This window comes from Vibrio sp. Vf1514, from assembly GCF_052076135.1.
GTDB classification, from domain to species: Bacteria; Pseudomonadota; Gammaproteobacteria; order Enterobacterales; family Vibrionaceae; genus Vibrio; species Vibrio furnissii.
In genome coordinates this window covers 1,256,732-1,277,986 of the sequence record NZ_CP197267.1, presented here as the reverse complement: position 1 = coordinate 1,277,986, position 21,255 = coordinate 1,256,732, and the positions used below count along the sequence as shown (strand labels likewise).

The window sequence follows — 21,255 nt, the reverse complement described above, 5'->3', positions numbered from 1 at the left end:
CGCGTTCTTCTGATCATCAGGCCATATCTGCGAACAGCCTCAATGAAATCAACATCGGTTAGATGAGCGTGCTCAGCGCTTGCTTGACTTTGTCTAGGCCTTCACGCAGGACGTCTGCCTCAATCGTCAGTGGTGGCAGGAAGCGAATCACGTTGCCTTTCACGCCACACGAAAGCAGGATGACACCCTGATCGCGCGCCGCAGCCACCAACGATTTCGTCAGTTCGGCCATCGGTTTGCCATCGTTCGGGTCAATAAACTCCATCGCGATCATTGCGCCCAAATTGCGCACATCCCCGATTTGGGGCCAGCGTTGCTGCCACGATTTCAGTTCAGTTGTCATCACTTCACCGATATCCAGCGCTTTTTCACACAAACGCTCTTCTTCGATGATCTTGAGCACTTCCAGACCCGCCACACAGCCCAGCGGAGAACCCGCATAGGTGCCGCCCAAGCCACCCGGCGCTGCCGAATCCATCACTTGTGCTTTCCCCACCACGGCTGAAATCGGGAAACCGCCTGCAATGCCTTTGGCCATGGTCATCAGATCCGGCTCAACGCCCAGATATTCGGTGGCAAACAGTTTACCGGTGCGCGCAAAACCCGTCTGAATTTCGTCGGCGATCAGCATGATACCGTGACGATTACACAGCTCACGCAGTGCATGAGCAAACGCTGGGGGAGCGGCGTAGAAGCCGCCCTCTCCCTGCACAGGTTCAAAGATGATTGCGGCCACACGTGAGGGCTCGATATCACACGCGAACAGATCATCCAGCGCCTGTAAACTTTGCTCAATAGAAATACCGTGCACATCATTTGGGTACGGCACGTGGAAAATTTCGCCCGGGAACGGACCAAAGCTGCTCTTGTAGGGCGCCACTTTACCCGTCAGTCCCATGGTCATGTTGGTGCGGCCATGGAAGCCGCCTTTAAATGCAATCACGCCCGGTCGGCCAGTATGGGCACGCGCGATTTTCACGGCGTTTTCCACCGCTTCAGCGCCAGTGGTCAGAAAGATCGCTTTCTTCTCTGAAGGGCCCGGCGCGCGGCGGGTCAGCGCCTCAGCCAGCTCGATGAATGACGCGTACGGCGTCACCATCGAACAGGTGTGGGAGAAACGCTGCAATTGCGCGGTCACGGCAGCCACAATGCGCGGGTGCGAGTGGCCGGTGTTGTTGACCGCAATCCCCGCAGCGAAATCGATGTAACGATTGCCTTCGATGTCCCACAACTGCGCGTTATTTGCTTTTTCCACGTAAATCGGACTCAGGTTCGCCATACCATTGGCGATCACCTGCTGCTTTCTTTCCTGCCATTGAGAGTTATTCATCGCTATGTTCCTTATCCTTTGAGTCCGCCAAAGCAGAGGTATTTGATGTCCAGATATTCATCGATGCCTTGTTTGGCACCTTCCCGGCCGATGCCGGATTGTTTGACGCCGCCAAATGGAGCGACTTCCGTTGAAATCATGCCGTCGTTGATGCCGACCATGCCGTATTCAAGTGCTTCCGCGACCTGCCAAATGCGGGCAATGTTCTGGCTGTAGAAGTACGCCGCCAAGCCGTAAATGGTGTCGTTGGCCATCTCAATCAGTTCAGCGTCGCTGTGGAAACGAATCACCGGCGCAACCGGGCCGAAGATCTCTTCCTGCACGATGTCCATATCGTGGCGGACATCCGTCAGAATGCACGGCTGAATAAACAGACCATCCAGCGACGCTTTGCCCGTCAATTGAGTCGCACCCTGCTCGACCGCGGTTTCGATCAGCGCCAGAATGTTCTCTTTGGCCTTTTGCTCAATGACCGGGCCGACCGTCACGCCATCATCCAAGCCATTGCCCACGACGAGCTTTTCCACTTCTTGTTTGAAACGATTGACGAACGCGTCATAGACGGAATCATGCACGTAGAAACGGTTTGCGCACACACAGGTTTGCCCGGCATTACGAAACTTCGATGCCATCGCGCCTTTCACTGCTAGTTCAATGTCTGCATCGTCAAACACGATAAACGGCGCGTTGCCGCCAAGTTCCATCGACATGCGTTTTACGCTGCTTGCGCACTGCGCCATCAGCAGTCGACCGACATGCGTCGATCCGGTGAATGACAACTTGCGAATCAGCGGGCTGGTGGTAAACAGCTCACCAATCATGGACGACGATTCATTGACCACCAGCTGCAACACATCGCGCGGTACACCTGCCTGATAAGCCAGCTCTGCAACCGCAAATGCCGACAGCGGCGTCTGATTGGCCGGCTTGCAGATGAACGCGCAGCCGGCAGCCAGTGCTGGCGCCGCTTTTCGGGTGATCATCGCAATCGGGAAATTCCACGGCGTGATGGCGCAAGCCACACCGATCGGCTGTTTGATGGTGACGATGCGTTTGTCGCTGGCCGGTGTGGGAATCGACTCGCCGTACGTGCGTTTGCCCTCTTCAGCAAACCATTGAATGAAACTGGCGCCGTACGCCACTTCACCTTTGGCTTCCGCCAGCGGCTTGCCCTGCTCCAGCGTCATCAGGCGACCGAGGTCATCCTGATTGGCCATGATCAAGTCATACCAACGTTCAAGAATGGCGCCGCGCTCTTTTGCGGTGCGCGTTTGCCATGCTTTTTGTGCCAAATGTGCGCGTTCAATTGCATCCAGAATTTCGCCTTCACTTTGGGTCGGAAGGTAACCTAAAACATCGCCGGTCGCCGGATTTGAGACGGCCAACTCCATGCCGCAGGGTTCACCAAGGAACGCCAGCAGCGCTTTATTTTTTATCTGTTCCATTTTGTTTACCTGAGTGACGTATTAACGAGCGGCGGGAATCTGCTGGGTAATACAGTGTATGTTGCCACCACCGAGCAGGATTTCTCGCGTGGCGACGCCAATGATCTCGTAATCGGGCAGCGCCGTTTGCAGTACCGCGATCGCTTGCTTGTCCATCGTGTCATCCAGCAGCGGCAGAAAAATGCTCTGGTTACACATCAGAAAATTCGCGTATGAGCCGCCGAGTCGTTCACCCGCCGCGCGCTTCATCCCTTGTGAAGCTGCAATGCCCGCAGCTTCATGTTCATCCAGATAGAGCGGCCCGGGAATCGGCAACTTGTGCACCACAATGCGCCGGCCCTCTGCATCGGTTTCACGCTTGAGCACATCGTATGCTTGGCGCGAAATTGCATACTGCGGGTCCGATTCATCGTCGCACCAACTGAGCACCACTTCACCCGGCGCAATCACGTGCATCAGGTTGTCGACGTGGCCGTCGGTTTCGTCGTTAAACAGACCGCGCGGCAGCCAAATCACTTTGCGAATGCCCAGATATTGCGCCAGTTGCGCTTCAATCGCTTCACGGCTCAGATGCGGGTTGCGCCCCGGAGACAACAAACACTCTTCCGTGGTATACAGCGTGCCTTCGCCATCGGTGTGAATCGCGCCGCCTTCCAGCACAAACGGCGCTTGGTAGTGATCGACATTCAGTTGATTGCAGATCTGCCCCGCGACTTGGTCGTCTTCACGCCAGTGTGCATACAAGCCATTGTATTCACCGCCCCACGCATTGAATTGCCAACTGATGCCACGACGTTCGCCGTCGGCGTTCACCACCATCGTCGGGCCGATATCACGCATCCACGCATCGTTGTATGCCATTTCCACCACTGAAATCGGCTCAGGTAGCAAGGCACGCGCCGCCTCAAGATAGTCCGCGGTAACCGCGACGGTGACTTTGGCTTTGCGGCTGATCGCCATCGCGACATCCGCAAAAGCGCGCTGCGCAGGCTCGCCGTTGTCGCGCCAGTTGTCCGGGCGAAACGGCCACGCCATCCACACTTGCTCCTGAGGCGCAAATTCGGCCGGGAAATAAAATCCGTTCTGTTTGGGTGTGCCGGTAAGTTCCATATCCGACCTCCGCGTTATTGTCCGGTCAGCGACTGAATCGCGCCGTAAAGATCCGGACGACGGTCGCGGAACAAGCCCCAGCTATGACGCGCTTGAGCCGTCTGCTCAAGGTCGATGGTCGCATAGAGGATGGTCTCTTCATGGCGCTCCGCTTCCGCCAGTTTCTTACCGGTGTGGTCGGTGATAAATGATGAGCCGTAGAAAGTGGTTTCGATGCCATCATCAGTTTCAACGCCAGTGCGGTTAGACGCAATCACTGGCACCAAATTCGCCGCCGAGTGGCCTTGCATGGTGCGCTGCCAATGGTCGCGTGAATCCAGCGTGGGATCTTGTGGCTCCGAGCCGATGGCAGTCGGGTAGAAAATGGCTTCTGCGCCCGCGAGCGCCAAGCTGCGCGCCAACTCCGGGAACCATTGATCCCAACAGATACCAACACCAAAGCGACCAAAACGGGTATCCCATACTTTGAAACCCGTATCGCCGGGGCTGAAGTAGAATTTTTCACTGTATCCCGGGCCATCCGGAATGTGCGATTTGCGGTAGTTGTCCAGCACGGTGCCGTCCGCATCCACCATCACCAGCGAGTTGAAAAAGCTATTCCCTGCTTTTTCAAAGTAAGACACCGGAATCACCACATTGAACTCTTTCGCCAACAGGCTCATCTCTTTGATCAAGCGGCACTGGTCAGTTTCTTCGGCCAGCGAGAAATATTTCGCTTCCTGCTTTTTGCAGAAATACGGCGCGGCAATCAGCTCCTGCAGCACCACCACATTCGCGCCATGTGACGCGGCTTCCGCCACCGCTAGACGGATCTTGTTGAGGTTCTCTTCCACATCCCAAGAGATCGCCAATTGAACACACGCAAAGGTTACGTTTCTAGACATCGGATTGTTCCTTTTACTCGCAGGCTGATTAAATCGCTAATTTGTCGCGCAGGTTGTAGTACGCCGCGCCGAGCGCAGTGAATGGCACTTGGAAGTGGCGGCCACCCGGGAAGGCGTAATGTTTGAGCGATGCAAAGGCATCGAAACGTTCCGCGTGACCAGTCAATGCTTCTGCCAGCAATTTGCCCGCCAGATGCGTGCACGTCACGCCATGGCCGCTGTAGCCTTGCAGGTAATAGATGTTATCTGCAAAGGCACCGAACTGCGGCATGCGCGAGTACGTGAGCAGGAAGTTGCCCGTCCAAGCAAAATCGATTTTCTTGCCTTTGAGTTGTGGGAACACGGTTTCCATTTTCGGACGAATCAGTTTTTCGATATCGTTTGGATCGCGTGCACCGTACACCACACCACCGCCAAACAACATGCGGTTGTCAGCCGTGAGGCGGAAATAGTCCAGCAGATAGTTACAATCTTCGACACAGTAGCGCTGTGGCAGCAGCTCGCTTGCCAATTCATCACTCAGCACTTCGGTGGTGACAATCTGAGTGCCGCACGGAATCGCCTTGTTACTGATATTGGGCGCCAAACCGCCGAGATACGCGTTGCCGGCCAACACCAGATATTTGGCTTTGACCGACCCGTTCGCCGTGTGCGCAACAGGGTTCGCCCCTTTTTCGATACGTGTGACTGCCGACTGTTCAAAGATCTGCCCCCCAAGAGACAAAATCACTTCAGCTTCACCCAGCGCCAGTTTCAATGGATGAATGTGACCGCCACGCATATCAAGCAAGCCGCCTTCGTAGGCGTCGGTGCCGATCATGGTTTGCAGCTCTTGTTTGTCCAGCAGCGTCAGATCGTGGTTACCATAGCGTTCCCAATGATGTTTGTGCGCGGCCAGCCCAGCTTGTTGCTTCTTGTTGACTGAAGTAAACAGGCCGCCCTGACGGTAATCACAATCGATGTTGTGGTCTTTGATCAGGCCGCGAATGATGTCGCCGCCTTCAAAAATCATATTGCACAGTGATTGCGCCACATCCGGTGAGTACCGTTTTTCAATCACGTCGACATCACGGCTGTAGCTGTTCACAATTTGGCCGCCGTTGCGACCGGTGGCGCCAAAGCCCACTTTGGCACTTTCCAGCACCACGACTTTGAAACCTTTCTGCGCCAGATGCAGCGCTGAAGAGAGGCCACTGAATCCAGCGCCAACAATACAGATATCGCACTCCATGTCGCCTTCAAGCACAGGGAAATCACGATGGTAATTCGCCGTTGCGGCGTAATATGAACTGGTATGATTAATCACAGCTAACTCCTTTTAGTACGAGCCCAGACGTAGCCAGGTCGTCTTCACTTCCGTAAATTTTTCCAATGCGTGCAGCGATTTGTCGCGTCCGTTGCCACTCTGTTTGAACCCACCGAATGGCACCGTCATGTCGCCTTCGTTGTAGTTGTTGATCCACACTGAACCGGCTTCTAGTTTGCGCGCCACGCGGTGAGCACGGTCGAGATCGGAAGTCCACAATGCTGCGCCCAATCCGTATGGGGAGTCATTGGCAATCTGAATCGCTTCTTCTTCGGTTGAGAATGGGATCACACACAACACCGGGCCAAAAATCTCTTCCTGCGCCACGGTCATGTCGTTGGTGACATTGTCGAGAATGACTGGTGACACAAACGCGCCTTTGCATTGCACGCTGCCGCCGCATAATTGAGTTGCGCCCTCGTCCACGCCCTGACGAATGTAGCTCAGCACTTTGTTCTTGTGCTCTTGGTCAATCAGCGCGCCCATGCTGCTGCTTGGGTCGAGTGGATCTTTCGGGGTGAAAGCTTCGCTGGCGGCAATCACTTTGCGGACAAACTCATCTTTGATGCTCTCGTGCACCAGCAAACGAGTCGCCGCTACGCAGACTTCGCCTTGATTGTAGAAACAGCCAGCAGCCGTTTCTTGCGCTGCTTTATCTAAGTTTTTGTAGTCAGCGAACACGATATTGGCGTTCTTACCGCCCGCTTCCGCCCACACGCGCTTCATGTTGGACTCACCCGAGCAGATCATCAGTTGGCGCGCAATGCGAGTGGAACCGGTGAACGCAATACAATCGACGTCATGGTGACGCGCCAGCGCATCGCCCACTTCGTGGCCAAAGCCCGGTAGGACTTGGAAGACGCCGTTCGGCAGCCCGGCTTGTTGCGCCAGTTGACCCAGGAAAATTGCAGTCAGCGGGGATTTTTCGGACGGTTTGAGGATCACGCTATTGCCTGCCGCCAATGCCGGAGCAATTTTCCAGCACGCGAGCCACAACGGGAAGTTCCAAGGCACGATGGCGGTCACAACACCGACCGCCTGATGTGTAATGTAGGCGTGAACATTGTGTTCGGTGGTCGCGACTTCGCCATACACTTTGTCGATGGCCTCCGCATACCAACGGAGGCAGGCAGCCGCGCCCGGAATGTCAGTCTGATAGCTGTGACTGATGGGTTTTCCTGTGTCTAAGGTCTCCAGCAGCGCCAGAGTCTCTCTCTCCTGTTCAATCAGATCGGCCAGTTTCAGCAGAACTTGTTTTCTCGCGGCCGGTGACTGACCGGCCCATTCTCCGCTTCGGAAAGCGCCCTTTGCATACTCAACTGCGGCTATCGCATCCTGATCATTGCATCGTGCCACGTAGGCGATGACTTCTTCAGTGGCGGGGTTGATGACTTCAAACGTCTCGCCGCTGAGTGAATCCTGATATTGACCATTGATGAAGGCTCGTCCTTCAATATTGTGTTGCTGCCGCAAATCCATCCATTGCTGTTGAGTTTTCATCACGCTTCCTTAACAAAGAAAACGTCTAGAAGCTTGGCGGCGTATGAGCACTAATGATCCGGCAAACTCTATCCGTTTTATTGGTAAATTTATGAGGCACGTTGGTATCGAAGAGGTAACACTCACCCTCGCGAATCACATAAGTTTTATCGCCCAGAGTCAGTTCAATTTCACCTTCGAGTACCGTTCCGCTCTCCTCGCCTTCGTGTTTAATACTGATCACACCGGTATCGGTATGAGGTTGAAAACACTCAATCAAGAAACCCATTCGGCGTTTATCACGCCCATCACACACCAATCGCATCGATACCCGTTCGTTACCGATCTCAATTAACTGTTCCGGCGCGATCACCACAGGGCGATCATCGATCTCCTGATCCTGAGTAAAGAACTCGGACAGAGACAGATTGAATACTTTCACAATCTTGTGCAGCGAACTGACAGAAGGACTCACTTTGTTGTTCTCAATCGACGAGATGGCGCTGTGAGTTATATTGGCTTTTTCCGCCAGTTCACGTTGAGATAATTTGTGTTCCTTACGCAGTTGCGCAATTTTTTGACCAATTGAATCCGTTTCCATTTATAAGACTCCGACGTTCCGAAGCGGCTATGATAAACCGATCGAATAGAATTCTGGAAAAGATCCTTTGACGAGATTGCCATTCTGGGTGCCATTGCACACCAATGAAGTACGGATGCCCCTTGAGGCTAAAGGCTTCAACCAATCCATCCGGCGCTTCGGCCTCTTTCGTCAAACGCGGCGCTAATTGATTGACCCCTTGACCATGCAGCGAATTGACGTCGATTTCCTGCGTGGCATTCAGCCAATGTGCAAAGCTGCCGTTGGAAGATATTTTTACCGTATGCACGTCAGCATATTTTTCATTGAAATCCGAACTCGCGCTTTCGCGGTGATCCATAAAACCGTCGGTCTCGTGCACTTTCGGGTGCAGTGTGCCGCCCAAAGCCACATTCATTTCCTGAAAACCGCGGCAGATCCCCAGCAGCGGAATCTCTTGTTCGATGCAGTGATCAATGAGTGAAAACGACAACGCATCACGAGACTCATCCGTTTTCGGTTCATCGTGCGTGGCCGCATAACGATGCGGGGCGACGTTCGAGTGACTGCCGGTGAGTAGCACACCATCCAGCATGGTCAGCAGTTGTTTGAGCTCTTGGGCATCCGCGCCTGCTGGCAGCAGTAGTGGCGAAGCTCCGGCATCACGAACCGCATTCAGATACAACTCATTCACGCTCTGTACGTCATACCCTTCCACTTGCTTACGACAACAAATCACGCCAATCACGGGCTTCGTCATTCCGTTCTCTTTATTCATCGCGACGTCCTACTCGCTTGTTCAATATATTTACCAAACTAAAACCCAAAAACCAAAAGTACAACCTGAAATTAACAAAAAAGACACAAAATATGATCTTCGTTAAAAATTTCTACCAAAAAGGCATTAATTATTGCCAAAAACACAAAGCTTGTTAAATATAAGTTACATATCAGCCATACGGAGTGTCTGAAAATGGACGGATTCACACAAGAAGTTAAAAATTTTAAACAAGAATGGCCCGAGATTCGTTTCATCGATCTCATTTTTCCCGACATCAATGCGCGACCACGCGGCAAACGCATCCCCATTGAAGCGCTCGATAAAGTGGACAAAGGCGTCTATCTGCCACTCTCCACGCTGTCATTGAGTGTGCATGGCAAGGTGGTGGAAGAAGCGGGATTGGGAGAAGCGATTGGCGAACCGGATCATATTTGTTATCCAATTGCAGGCACCTTAACCCCAACCTTTAACCCCGAAGTCGGCCAGATCATGCTCAATATGATGGACCGCAAAGGGGAAAAAGAGACACTGATGTCACCGCGTGTGGTGCTGTCTCAGATGATGGAACGCTTACACGCAAACAACCTCTTCCCAGTCACCGCGATTGAACTTGAGTTCTACCTCATCGATAAAAACCGCAACGACAAAGGCGAAATCCAACCTCCCGTCAACCCGATTCATCAGGGACGCGAATTCAAATCGGATGTGTACAACATCGAAAATCTGGACGATTACGCCGACTTCCTCAGCGACCTCAACATCGCCGCGCAAGCTCAGGGCCTCAATACATCTGGCGCACTGTCTGAATCGGCTCCGGGCCAATTCGAAATCAACTTCAACCATCAAGCTGACGTCATCAATGCCTGCGATCAGGTGATTTATGCTAAGCGTCTGATCCGCCAAGTGGCGCTCAAACATGGGTTTGATGTGACCTTTATGGCAAAGCCGTTCGCCGACGAAGCGGGTAACGGCATGCATATTCACCTGAGTGTATTAGACGAGCACGGCCAGAATCGTTTCTCAGACACCCAAGGTGATTGCAGCCCGTTTTTTTACAAAACATTAACCGCAATGCTTGCCATGATGCCGGAATCTATGGCACTACTTTGTCCGAATGTGAACTCCTACCGACGCTTCTGCCCGATGATGTACACCCCAACCCGAGCAGACTGGGCGGAAAACCATCGTGGTGTGGCCCTTCGAATCCCGATGAGTGACAGCAAAAACCGCCGCATCGAGCACCGGATTGCCGGCGCGGACGTGAACCCTTACCTGCTTGCAGCCGTCGTACTAAGCGGCCTGCTCGCCAGTCAACAATTCGTTCCAGAGCAATGCCCTCCCGCTCTGGATGAGCACGCAGCCTCTTTGCCAACGCGCATGGCGGATGCACTCAGAACACTGAGTTCCAGTGAACTGATTGGCATGTATTTGCCACAAGACTTTGTTTCGCTTTATACCGCATGTAAAGACACGGAGCTGAGGGAGTTTGAACAAGCAGTAACGCCACTGGAAGTGGAATGGATGCTTCATTCAGCCTAATTGAGAAAGGATCTCTATTTATGACGACTAAAAACCCAGCAATCAAGATGCAACCCGCATTCGACTTTAAAAGTCTGATTGCGGTCCTTGGTATCGCAGTGCTCATTGGCATTTTTGCGACCATTGGAACCCACCACCAGCCTGATACGGCATATGGCTGGTACAGCATACTGCCTACGGTCTTCGTTCTGGCCTTCGCCCTGCTAACCCACCGCACGGTGGAAGCGCTGTTCAGTGGTGCGATTGTCGGCTTGATCATGCTTAACCCGACTGAAGTGGTTGGTGGCGTGGTCGACATGTCGATGTCGGTGATGATGGATGAAACCATCGCATGGCTGATTTTGGTGTGTGGCCTGATGGGCGGCCTGATCACGATTCTGGAGAAAGGCGGCAGCATTCTCAGTTTCAGTGAAGTGTTGGTGACGAAAGTAAAAAGCAAGCGTCAGTCCATGCTGCTCACTTTCGTGCTGGGTATTTTGGTCTTCATCGACGATTATCTCAATGCAATCGCGATTTCATCGTCCATGAAGCGCATCACCGACAGCTACCAGATTTCCCGCGAAAAGTTAGCCTATTTGGTTGATTCAACCGCCGCGCCGGTGTGTATCTTGATCCCCATCTCGACTTGGGCGATTTTCTTCGGTTCATTGCTCGAAGCCAACAATGTGGCAGAGACCGGAAAAGGCGTTCAAGCGTACATCGAAGCGATTCCTTACATGGCCTACGGCTGGGTAACGCTGCTGGTGGTGTTCTTGGTGGCGATGAACAAAATTCCAGACCTTGGTCAAATGAAAATTGCCGAGCAGCGCGCGCAAGCGGGTCAGGTTCAGCCGGACGGTGGCGTGGATATTTCGATTGGTGAAGATGTCACGGCGCATCCAAACTCAACCATGGGCGTGATGAACTTCGCGCTGCCGATGGTCGTGTTGGTTGGCGCAAGCTGGTACTTCGACATCGATCTGCTGGCTGGGGTATTTGTAGCGATTATTTTCACCATCTTCCTGTACGGCGTGCAACGCCTGATGCCAGTGAACTCCATGTTCGAAGCGATTTACGACGGCATCAAGATCATGATGCTGCCGCTGGCCACGGTGATCGGCGGCTTCATGCTGAAAAACGTCAACGATCAACTGGGCCTGACTTCTTACGTGATTGAAACCGTGACGCCTTGGATGTCGCCTTCGCTATTCCCAGCGATCATCTTCTTGGTGATGACTGGCCTGGTGTTTGCCACCGCATCGTCTTGGGGTCTGTTTGCGGTTGCAATGCCCATCGTGTTCCCATTGGGCGAGCAAATGGGCGTGCCAGTGGCCCTGACCATCGGTGCATTGCTCTCTGCATCAGCAGCAGGCAGCCACTCGTGTTTCTTTAGTGATTCAACCGTGCTGTCGGCACAAGGCAGTGGCTGTACATCGATGCAACACGCCATCACGCAGTTCCCATATGCGCTGATTGGTATTGTCGCAACCACTCTGTTCTTCCTGTTTATCTGATTCCATCGGTCACCCAAAAGCGAGGCTTCGGCTTCGCTTTTTTGTTTTCACACCCTGAATATACCCAATCAAGCGTGCGTTCCATTTTTTGGGCAGTAGCGTTCCAGTTATTTTTCTCGCCACAAAGCGTACTCGCCAGTACAGTTTCTCCATCTTTTCTCCCTTTTTAAACGAGTGACACGATGAAGAAATCAATCATTGCATTGGCAGCGCTGGGCACCTTAGCGCTTGGCGGCTGGAAATACTGGCAGCAACAACAATGGGTCACCACCGACAACGCGTATGTCAAAGCCGACGTGACACTGGTCTCCCCCGAAGTCAGCGGCCGTGTCACCCACCTGTTTGTGCGCGACAATCAGTGGGTCAAAGCGGGCGATCCGCTGTTCCAAATTGATAATCAGGACTATCAAGCGAACGTCAACATCTCTCAGGCGGCCATTGCGGTTGCTCAGTCTGCGCTCGCCAACAATGACTCACGAATGCAGTTGCAAAAAGTCAGCATTGAACAGGCGAAAACAGCAATCGAAGGCGCGAGCGCCAATGCACAATTTCAACATTCCGAACGCCAGCGCTTTCAGAAACTTTTACGCTCAGCATCGGTAAGCCAGACCGCCTTTGATAACCAGAACACCCAAGCGATCAACGCACAAGCGACGCTGAAAAATACTCGTTTGGCCCTTGATGCCGCCCATCAGCAGCTCAATACGCTGGCGGCTGAACGCGAACAACTGAATGCCCAGCTCAAACAAGCGCAGTCCAAATTGGCGCTGAATACCATTGCGTTACAACGCACCTTGGTCAAAGCACCGGTGGATGGCTTTATCGCCAATCGTCAGGTGCAAGAAGGGAAATTTGTCCAGCCCGGCATGGGCACGATCACGCTCATCCCCGAAACCGTGTGGCTGAATGCTAATTTCAAAGAAACCCAGCTCAGCCATTTGATCGCTGGCCAAACGGTGGATGTGCGATTGGATATGTATCCAGATACCGTGATTGCTGGGTTGATTGATTCAATCACGCCCGCGACTGGCGCGCAATTCAGCATGATTCCGCCGCAAAACGCCACCGGTAACTTTGTCAAAGTGGTCCAGCGCGTGCCGGTAAAAATCACCCTGACCCTGCCCGATTCGCTCAAAGGCCGCGTCTATCCGGGTTTATCCGCCGTGGTCAGTATCGCGCTCCAGCCTTAAAGGAGAGCCGCAATGCAACGTAAAGCTTGGTTAGCCGCGCTGATTCTCGCGGCGATGTTACCGGTTGGCATCACATCAGCACTGTTTAAAGCGTTGGCCGCTGAAATGGCAGCCAGCAACGGCGTGTCGAGTGATGAACTGAGTTACCTCAATATTGCCTTTTCGGCCGCGCAGTTAATTGCGCTGTTAGCGGCCCCTTTTATTGTGCGCTCTATCAGCGTCATGCGCACCTTGCGCGTTAGCTTAATCATGGCCGCATTGTGCCAGGTGGTGTTTGCTTGCGCGCACCAATCCCCGGAGGTGCATGGCGCAACGTGGGTGGTCGTCGGCGTGTGTGCCAGCCTCATCACGTTGAGTATCAACCTGCTGATTTTGGATCAATGCAGCTATCGAGCGATGACGTTGTTTGCTGCGCTGGTGCTCATCTGTTCCACGCTGCTGCCGATGGGCGGCTACCCGTGGTTTTTGACATGGCTCGTCACCCACGTGGAATGGCAATGGCTCACTTATCCACTGGCCGGTTCGTGGCTGTTGGCCGCCGCAATCAGCTATCACTTGACGCTGTGCCAGCCCTTTGCGCGCACGCAAAAGTCACATGTTCTGGCTTACGTCCTGAGCGCCATCGCCTTGGTCGGATTGGTCTATTTGATGATGCGTGGTAGCTACTACAACTGGTTTGATGATCCACGGTTTGACTATGCCATGCTGGGGGTGGTGGTGATTGCGCTGCTCGCGATGGGATGGATGCAAGCCAGCCAGAAAAACGGCCCGACCAGCAGCCGCACGTTGCTGACCAATCTGCACAATAATGTCTTTATGTACAACGGCTTTCTCGCGGGATTCGGCGTGACCGCCAGCGGCGCGCTGATGACGCTGTTTCTCACCAGTGTGCTCAACTATAGCCATGAAACAGCAGGGTTCGTTCAACTACCAGCATTGCTTGCCATGGTGGTGGGAATGATCATCAGCGTAGCGGCCAGCAATCAAGATCGCTTTCCCAGTGACATCATTACCCCCATCGGGGTCGTGATGCTGGTCATTTCAGTGGTGATGTTCAGTCGCTTACCCGCGTATGTGGGGCCGGATGACGTCTTGCTGCCAATTTGCCTGCGCGGCTTGGGGGTTGGCTTACTCAATGTGTCGGTCACCATCGCCATGTTGGCTCATTTTCGTCACGATCAGCGCCCAGAAGGCATCAGCATATTTTATGTGTGTCGCACGCTGGGCGGCGTGCTCGGTTCGGCGCTGTTTACCCGTTTGTTGCAAGTCACGCGCACTGAATCGATGACCGATTTGACACGCGAGCTCGGTGCGGATCCAGCGGCATTCTACACGCAATCGACACAGCAGTTACTGCTGGCTCAAGGCCATTTGCCATCAGGAACCCTCAACGCCACATTGATGCAACAAACCGTCAGCCAACAAGTGATTGTCTCGGCGCTGGGCAATACCTTTCTCTGGTTTGTCATCGCCATCGCGTTCATGGCACCAATCATTTTGGTTGGGAAGAAGATGGTCAAAAAACGGGCGAATGCCAACGCGTCACACAACTAATCCGCTCTGGCTCCGCTCGCTTTTGCGCTGGTCGAAGGATCAGAACAGCAAGTGCTTTTCTGCCTCACGCGCAAAGTGCTGACTGAGGTAATCAATCAATAACCGCACGCGACGCGGAATGTGTTGACGATCGTGATAGACCAAATTGATGGGCACACGTCGGCGGTGTTGCTGGTTAAACAGCGGCACCAACTGCTTTTCTTTAATCGCTTGCGCCAATTGAATGTCCGGTAACAGCGCAATACCAAAACCTTGGGTGGCGAGCGTGAATGTCATCTCCGGCGAATCAACAATCGTCATGTTGGCTCGCCCAAGGTCGAGCTTGCGCGTCGGCGATTCAAACCACCAGAACTTATGCTCGTCTTGCGACATTTCACGGAAGATCAAACGATGTTGCAGCAGATCTTCCGGCAGTTTTGGCGTGCCGAATTCAGCCAAATAGGTCGGGCTGGCGTAGTAGTCGGCGTACATCGCGCCAATTTGCTGCGCCACCAAATTACTGATCACCGGCTGCCCCAATTGCACCAGCAAATCAAAGCGCCGTTTAGGAATGGTGCGCTCCACCACTTCCTGAGCGTGCAGTTCCAACTGAATATGAGGGTATGCTTTGCAAAATTCTCGCAGCAATTCCCCCAAACATTTGATCATCGGTGAGACGCACAACAGGCGAATTTTCCCACTCATTTCCTGCCCGTACGCCGCCATTTCTTGCTCCAACACGTCGACGTGCGTCAACACATCACGGCTGTGAGCATGAAAGATTTCCCCCGCTTCAGTCAGGGTAAAATGGCGAGCACTGCGATTGATCAACTTGACGTTGTAATGCTCTTCCAGTTCTTTGATTTTACGGCTGACACTGGATTTGGGCAGCGAGAGAAAATCGGCAGCTTGCGTGATGCCCCCCAGTTGCACCACATGTTGAAACAGCGTCAATGCCTCTAGTTTTAGCATGAAGTCACTCCTGATTCGTGGCTGATCGGCGCGAGGCCATAACCTTGAAGAAACTGATCCACCACACGCTGAACATGTTGGCGCAGGTGCGCTGTGTCAGGTAATGGGCATCCCAACAACGCTTGATAGAAATAACGCTCACGCAGCAGTGATAACAGATCCTGCGCCGCTTGCTCGGCATCGGAAAACGCTTCCGCTTGAGGATAAGTTTGACGCAAATAATCGGCCAGTTGTTGATGCTTGGCGACGGGGCCATGGCTGAGAAAGAATGCTGGAATGTCTGGGTGATGATGAAAATCGCCAACCACAATGCGAAACAGCCCGAGCAGTGGATTAGAACAGAGGCGTTGAACGTACTGCTCACCAAAAGCCAATAAGCCAGCCCTTAACGAGGTCTGCGACGCTGCAGAGAAATCAAACAATGCCTCCAGCGATTCGAGGTGATACGCCAGCGCGGCCTTAAACATCCCCTCTTTGTTGCCAAAATAACGATAGAGCGTCTGCTTTGAGCCGCCGCATTGCAACACGATCTGATCCAACGTGGTGTTGGTATACCCCTGTTCGATCAGCAACGCCGTCGCGGCTTGCAGTAAATTGGTCTGTTTTTGAACCGTGGAAGGTCGCATCAAGGTCACTCTCAAACTGTACTCATGGGTACGATTTTCAAAGTATAACGCCAACCCACGGGAAAATCTGCGAAAAAAAAGGACGCCTTGAGCGTCCTGATGCGATTACAACGTGATAATAAATTCTTCCGGTGCACACACCTTGATTTGCGCGTCACCACGCGTTTGAATGGCGGCGATTTGCTCCGGATCCAACGAATACGGCATCACCAATTTCAGTTCTTCAATCCCTTCTAGCTTGGCCAGTTTCACCAGCGTCACCAGATTGGACTCATCACTTCTGCGGCTGGACAGTCGCTGCAGCGCCATGTCCCACAGCCTCTCTTCATGACTTTTGCCATCTTTCACTGTGTCATGCCACACCGTTCCGAAAACAGGGGCAAATGAAACGAGCGCATCTGAAAAAGTCCATTTTTTTGTACAAGAGGTGCCTAAGAAGCTGGTGTAATCAAACACGACAGAGATTCGTTCGGTTTTTTCCATGTGTCCTCCGACATCAGTGGTCTCGTTTGATACCCATATTATGCAGGAATTCTTATATAGCAATACGATATATAAAAAGATTCTTTTATGCCCCACATTCCAACCAATGGGGTATATAAAAATCAAACTGGTAACAAATATTGATCAAAGACAAAAAATATTGTGTGTGGCGAATTAATATTTCGCGCCTTAAACAAAACTATTCGTCGTTTATTCACGATTTACAGAATATCCACGATTCGACTCGCCTTTTTGAACTGGATTTTGTAACCACTCCAGCGCGGCAATTCCCAACGTTTCGGCAGTGTTTTTCGCAACCCACTTTTGTACACCACCTGCACCAGCTTGCGTTTGATGTGGTACTCGACCGTCAGTTGCAAATCGCCCAATGCCAGCTCAAACGGATACGCCTGGGCAAAGTCGTCAAGTTCCCAGTACGGAATGCCATCGAACGGCAAATCGCTGGCCTCGAACATCACCAAGTCATCCAACGATTCGACGCCCAATGCCTGCAACTGCTGCTCAAACCAGCGGTCGAACGTGAGGTCATCGTGTTGCTGCGTCTTGGCATCCAGCCCCAACGCCACGTATAACTTCCACCAAGCAATTTCACGCTGGCGTTGCTCAGCAAAGCCCGGTAAACAGGCATTGGTTTTCACAGCGTCCACCAGCGGTTTCAGCGCCAACGCGCCGCTGGCTTGTACGGTGTTGCTTGCCACCACGCGGCCAGCATAATGCAGCGTGAGCACGGTACTGAGCGCGCCGTCGTGCTGCACGGTTTCGCCTTGTTGCCATTCCCCCAGCGCCAGCGTTTCAATCAGCGACAGCGGCACTGGCATCATCACGGTGGCGAGGGTCAGGGTTTGTTTGACGCCTCGACCGGGCAAGCTGTGTTGATCCAGCACCAACGCGGCTTCTGCTCGTTCTGGGAAGCGGCTATGGCGCCCAGTCAGCACTTCCATACGCCCGTTGCCAAGCGCTTCTCTGCGTCGCTCACGGCGTACAAACAGCAGCTCAGGATGCAAACGCGCAATCGCTTCGGCCAAAGCCGCATGTTGATAACGCGAAGCCACTTCCAATTCCGGCAGTTCATAAATATCGCGCATCTGCTCGGATAACCCGCGCGCTTCCCGCAGCGCTTCGTCATCGACCGTGACGCCAGAAAAGGTTTTCCCACGCACCAACTGAATCAGCAATTGCGCGTCGCACCCCAGCGGCTCTTCCTGCTGCAATTGTTCCAGTCGCTCTGCATTCGACGAGAGCGAATAGAGGCTCGCAGGCACCGCGAGCGCCGCCGTGAGATCGATCATCGCCTCTTTGAGTGCCTTGGGCGTGATGCGCGCCACCAAATCGGCGTAGAGCGCATCAACCGGCAGCGGCGCAATGCGGCGACCGTGCTCTGTCAGGTTGAGCTGCTCATCCAGCGCGCCAATGCCTTGGAGCATCTCCGCGGCTTGCGCCAGCGTTTTCTCGGGCAACGTTTCAAGGAAGGTCAATGCGTGCAATGGCGAACCACAACTGCCCGCCGCTAACATCGGTTCGACCAAATCTTCGCGCTGCAATTGTGGCGGCGTCACGGCATCCAACGCGGCATGTTGACCATACAAACGCACCGCCACGCCATTCATCACGCGACCAGCACGGCCAGCGCGCTGCTTGGCGCTCGCTTTGGAAATATGTTTGAGAATGAGGGCGGTGCGGCCATTGCGCTGTTCGTTGCGACGCTCTAAACCGCTGTCGATCACCCAAGCGATGTTGGGAATGGTGAGTGAGGTTTCCGCGACATTGGTCGCCAGCACCACTTTTTGTTGCGCCTGCGGGTTGAGTGCAAGTGTGCGCTCACCTTCGCTGACAGAAGCGTGCAGCGGCACCACCAACAAAGCGTCGATCCCATTGAGCAGTTGCTGACATTGCTGAATCTCTTTTCGCCCCGGCAGAAAGACCAATATATCGTCCTGCGTGGCGAGCATCGCCTGCTGCACTTCGGCTTTAACACGCTCGGCAAGCGAACGTCCATCGGGCAACTGGCGACTATCTGACGCGCGGTATTCCACCTTCACGTCGTACATACGCCCGCTCGCTTGCAGACGCTTGGCCTGTAAATAGGTCGCCAAACGCTCACCTTCCAGCGTCGCAGAGGTCACGACTAAGCGATGACACTGGCGCGCTTTGAGCAGTGCCACCAGCAAATCGGTGTCCCAGCGGCGTTCGTGAAATTCATCCACCATGATGACATCGAATGATTTGAGTCCATCTTCGGCAAACCAACGCAGCGCCACCCCAGGGGTCACAAACACCACCTGTGATTGTTCCGAAGAACGGTTTTCCAATTTGATGGCGTACCCAATGTGCTGCCCCACCGCTTCTTGACGCTGCTGCGCAAGAAATTCAGCCAGCGACGTGCAAGCAATTCGGCGCGGTTCGATGACCAGCACTCGCCCTTGCTCTGCCGCCCAGCACGGCAGGCAAGTTGACTTCCCGGAACCGGTTTCGGCTTCCACAATCACGTGATCATGTTGCAAAGCCTTTAAAAATGTATCTTTGAGGGGCTGAATTGGAAGTAACTGCATATTTTTTAAAAGAAAACTCTAAAGATAAATTCGATAAATAGTAAATCAAAATGGTATTGATTTGACAAAAAACAGCTAAGTTTAGGAAATGTTACTGACTTTAGGCAGAATAATCTCCTGAAGGTTAAGGGTTCTCTATTTACAACCTAGCTGATAAGCCGTTATCATTTTTAGGTTTCCCTTCCACCCTACAAAGGCCGAAAATGAATAACGACAAACGTCCGCTTTATATTCCTTACGCTGGTCCAGCTCTACTCAGTACCCCTCTTCTTAACAAAGGCAGTGCATTCTCCGCTGAAGAGCGTGCATCATTCAACCTGGAAGGTTTATTACCTGAAGCCACGGAAACAATACAGGAACAAGTAGTTCGTGCCTACCAGCAATATCGCAGCTTCGAAAGCGATATGGACAAGCACATTTACCTGCGCAATATGCAAGACACCAACGAGACGCTGTTCTACCGTCTGGTGCAAAACCATATTTCTGAGATGATGCCAATCATCTACACACCGACGGTTGGTGCCGCATGTGAAAACTTCTCGAACATCTACCGCCGTGGTCGCGGTCTGTTCATCTCTTACGCCAACCGCGATCGCATTGACGATCTGCTGAACAACGCCGCCAACCACAACGTGAAAGTGATCGTGGTGACAGATGGCGAACGTATTCTTGGTCTGGGTGACCAAGGCATCGGCGGCATGGGCATTCCAATCGGTAAGTTGTCTCTGTACACCGCGTGTGGCGGTATCAGCCCAGCGTACACTCTGCCTATCGTGCTCGATGTCGGTACCAACAACCCACAACGTCTGGCTGACCCAATGTACATGGGCTGGCGTCATCCGCGCATCACTGGCGCAGAATACGATGCATTCGTCGAAGAAGTGATTCAAGCCATTCAACGCCGCTGGCCTGAAGCGCTGGTACAGTTCGAAGACTTCGCACAGAAAAACGCGATGCCACTGCTTGAGCGCTACAAAAACCGCATCTGCTGCTTCAACGATGACATTCAAGGCACTGCTGCAGTGACCGTGGGTTCGCTACTGGCCGCGTGTAAAGCTGCAGGCAGCAAACTGTCTGAACAGCGCATTACCTTCCTGGGCGCAGGTTCTGCAGGTTGTGGGATCGCAGAAGCGATCATCGCGCAAATGGTTTCAGAAGGCATTTCAGACGAGAAAGCCCGTTCACAAGTGTACATGGTGGATCGCTGGGGTCTGCTGGAAGAAGGCATGCCGAACCTGCTCGACTTCCAACAACGTCTGGTGCAGAAGAAAACCAACACCAAGAAATGGACGACTGAAGGTAACGGTTACTCGCTGCACGATGTCGTTCGCCAAGCGAAACCAACCGTGTTGATCGGCGTTTCTGGCGCGCCGGGCCTATTCAGTGAAGACGTCATCAAAGAGATGCACCAGCACTGCCCTCGCCCGATTATATTCCCACTGTCGAACCCAACCAGCCGCGTGGAAGCAACGCCAAGCGACATCATTCGTTGGACCAACGGTGAAGCGCTGGTCGCAACTGGCAGCCCGTTCGATCCAGTGATCAACGAAGGCAAAACCTACCCAATCGCACAGTGCAACAACAGCTACATCTTCCCAGGCATTGGCTTGGGCGTTCTGGCCGTTGGCGCAAAACGCGTGACTGACGACATGCTGATGGAATCAAGCCGTGCCTTGGCCGAGTGTTCCCCACTGGCGATCAACGGCCACGGCCCACTACTGCCGCCATTGGAATCGATCCACTCAGTATCGAAGAAAATTGCGTATGCCGTTGCGAAAAAAGCGATTGAGCAAGGCGTCGCGCTGGAAATTACCGATGAAGCGCTGGACGTTGCCATTGATCAACACTTCTGGCAACCGGTATACCGCCGCTACAAACGTACATCGTTCTAAGCAATTGAATAGATTAAGCCCCTGTACAGGGGCTTTTTTATG

Annotated in this window: 17 protein-coding genes; 5 read left to right on the top strand and 12 right to left on the bottom strand. The window is 53.2% G+C overall.

Annotated elements, in window-relative coordinates; all coding sequences use genetic code 11:
- Positions 1-58: 58 nt before the first annotated feature.
- From gabT to ACS18Q_RS05890, 8 genes are read right to left on the bottom strand one after another with little or no spacing between them, the layout of a single operon-like run.
- On the bottom strand, positions 59-1,330 hold the full coding sequence (gene gabT, locus ACS18Q_RS05925) for a 4-aminobutyrate--2-oxoglutarate transaminase (RefSeq protein WP_014205250.1): 1,272 nt from the start codon (positions 1,328-1,330) through the stop codon (positions 59-61).
- Positions 1,331-1,341: 11 nt separating this feature from the next.
- Positions 1,342-2,775 (bottom strand): NAD-dependent succinate-semialdehyde dehydrogenase, encoded by a 1,434-nt coding sequence (locus ACS18Q_RS05920; protein ID WP_014205251.1) that lies wholly within the window; start codon positions 2,773-2,775, stop codon positions 1,342-1,344.
- Between the two features lie 21 nt (positions 2,776-2,796).
- The gene (gene aguA / locus ACS18Q_RS05915; RefSeq protein WP_004726239.1) at positions 2,797-3,885 is read right to left on the bottom strand and encodes an agmatine deiminase; all 1,089 of its coding nucleotides are present in this window, start codon (positions 3,883-3,885) and stop codon (positions 2,797-2,799) included.
- Positions 3,886-3,899: 14 nt separating this feature from the next.
- On the bottom strand, positions 3,900-4,769 hold the full coding sequence (gene aguB, locus ACS18Q_RS05910; RefSeq protein WP_014205253.1) for an N-carbamoylputrescine amidase: 870 nt from the start codon (positions 4,767-4,769) through the stop codon (positions 3,900-3,902).
- A 28-nt stretch (positions 4,770-4,797) separates the two neighbouring features.
- Entirely contained in the window at positions 4,798-6,075 is a 1,278-nt protein-coding gene (locus ACS18Q_RS05905) for an NAD(P)/FAD-dependent oxidoreductase (RefSeq protein ID WP_004726241.1), read from the bottom strand.
- 12 nt (positions 6,076-6,087) lie between these two features.
- The gene (locus tag ACS18Q_RS05900; RefSeq protein WP_143679124.1) at positions 6,088-7,575 is read right to left on the bottom strand and encodes an aldehyde dehydrogenase; all 1,488 of its coding nucleotides are present in this window, start codon (positions 7,573-7,575) and stop codon (positions 6,088-6,090) included.
- Between the two features lie 25 nt (positions 7,576-7,600).
- A complete protein-coding gene (puuR, locus tag ACS18Q_RS05895; protein WP_004726243.1) occupies positions 7,601-8,155 on the bottom strand; it encodes an HTH-type transcriptional regulator PuuR in 555 nt (184 codons plus the stop codon).
- Positions 8,112-8,912, bottom strand: coding sequence for a gamma-glutamyl-gamma-aminobutyrate hydrolase family protein (locus tag ACS18Q_RS05890; protein WP_004726244.1), 801 nt, complete (start codon positions 8,910-8,912; stop codon positions 8,112-8,114). Before ACS18Q_RS05890 ends, puuR begins: the two co-directional genes overlap by 44 nt.
- Before the next feature lie 195 nt (positions 8,913-9,107).
- Between ACS18Q_RS05890 and ACS18Q_RS05885 the strand changes: the two genes are divergently transcribed.
- The 4 genes from ACS18Q_RS05885 to ACS18Q_RS05870 all read left to right on the top strand — a co-directional run bounded on the left by ACS18Q_RS05885 (position 9,108) and on the right by ACS18Q_RS05870 (position 14,691).
- On the top strand, positions 9,108-10,454 hold the full coding sequence (locus ACS18Q_RS05885) for a glutamine synthetase family protein (protein ID WP_004726245.1): 1,347 nt from the start codon (positions 9,108-9,110) through the stop codon (positions 10,452-10,454).
- Positions 10,455-10,474: 20 nt separating this feature from the next.
- Positions 10,475-11,947, top strand: a complete 1,473-nt coding sequence (locus ACS18Q_RS05880; RefSeq protein ID WP_014205256.1) for a Na+/H+ antiporter NhaC family protein — start codon at positions 10,475-10,477, stop codon at positions 11,945-11,947.
- 182 nt (positions 11,948-12,129) lie between these two features.
- Complete coding sequence (locus ACS18Q_RS05875) at positions 12,130-13,137, top strand: HlyD family secretion protein (RefSeq protein ID WP_441257525.1); 1,008 nt, start codon at positions 12,130-12,132, stop codon at positions 13,135-13,137.
- A 12-nt stretch (positions 13,138-13,149) separates the two neighbouring features.
- Entirely contained in the window at positions 13,150-14,691 is a 1,542-nt protein-coding gene (locus ACS18Q_RS05870) for an MFS transporter (RefSeq protein ID WP_441257524.1), read from the top strand.
- A 39-nt stretch (positions 14,692-14,730) separates the two neighbouring features.
- Here the strand turns inward: ACS18Q_RS05870 and ACS18Q_RS05865 are convergent, their stop codons facing one another.
- The 4 genes from ACS18Q_RS05865 to ACS18Q_RS05850 form a co-directional block, all read right to left on the bottom strand.
- Positions 14,731-15,642 (bottom strand): LysR family transcriptional regulator, encoded by a 912-nt coding sequence (locus ACS18Q_RS05865; RefSeq protein ID WP_286212154.1) that lies wholly within the window; start codon positions 15,640-15,642, stop codon positions 14,731-14,733.
- Positions 15,636-16,268, bottom strand: a complete 633-nt coding sequence (locus ACS18Q_RS05860) for a TetR/AcrR family transcriptional regulator (RefSeq protein WP_441257523.1) — start codon at positions 16,266-16,268, stop codon at positions 15,636-15,638. Before ACS18Q_RS05860 ends, ACS18Q_RS05865 begins: the two co-directional genes overlap by 7 nt.
- Positions 16,269-16,373: 105 nt before the next feature.
- Complete coding sequence (locus tag ACS18Q_RS05855) at positions 16,374-16,751, bottom strand: hypothetical protein (protein ID WP_014205261.1); 378 nt, start codon at positions 16,749-16,751, stop codon at positions 16,374-16,376.
- A 221-nt stretch (positions 16,752-16,972) separates the two neighbouring features.
- Positions 16,973-19,321 carry a helicase-related protein gene (locus ACS18Q_RS05850; RefSeq protein ID WP_441257522.1) on the bottom strand — a complete coding sequence of 783 codons (2,349 nt, stop codon included), beginning with the start codon at positions 19,319-19,321 and terminating at the stop codon, positions 16,973-16,975.
- A gap of 203 nt (positions 19,322-19,524) precedes the next feature.
- Here ACS18Q_RS05850 and ACS18Q_RS05845 point away from each other — a divergent pair, with 203 nt between their 5' ends.
- Positions 19,525-21,213: an NAD-dependent malic enzyme gene (locus tag ACS18Q_RS05845; RefSeq protein WP_004726253.1), complete on the top strand. Its 1,689-nt coding sequence runs from the start codon at positions 19,525-19,527 to the stop codon at positions 21,211-21,213.
- The last annotated feature ends 42 nt before the right edge of the window (positions 21,214-21,255 follow it).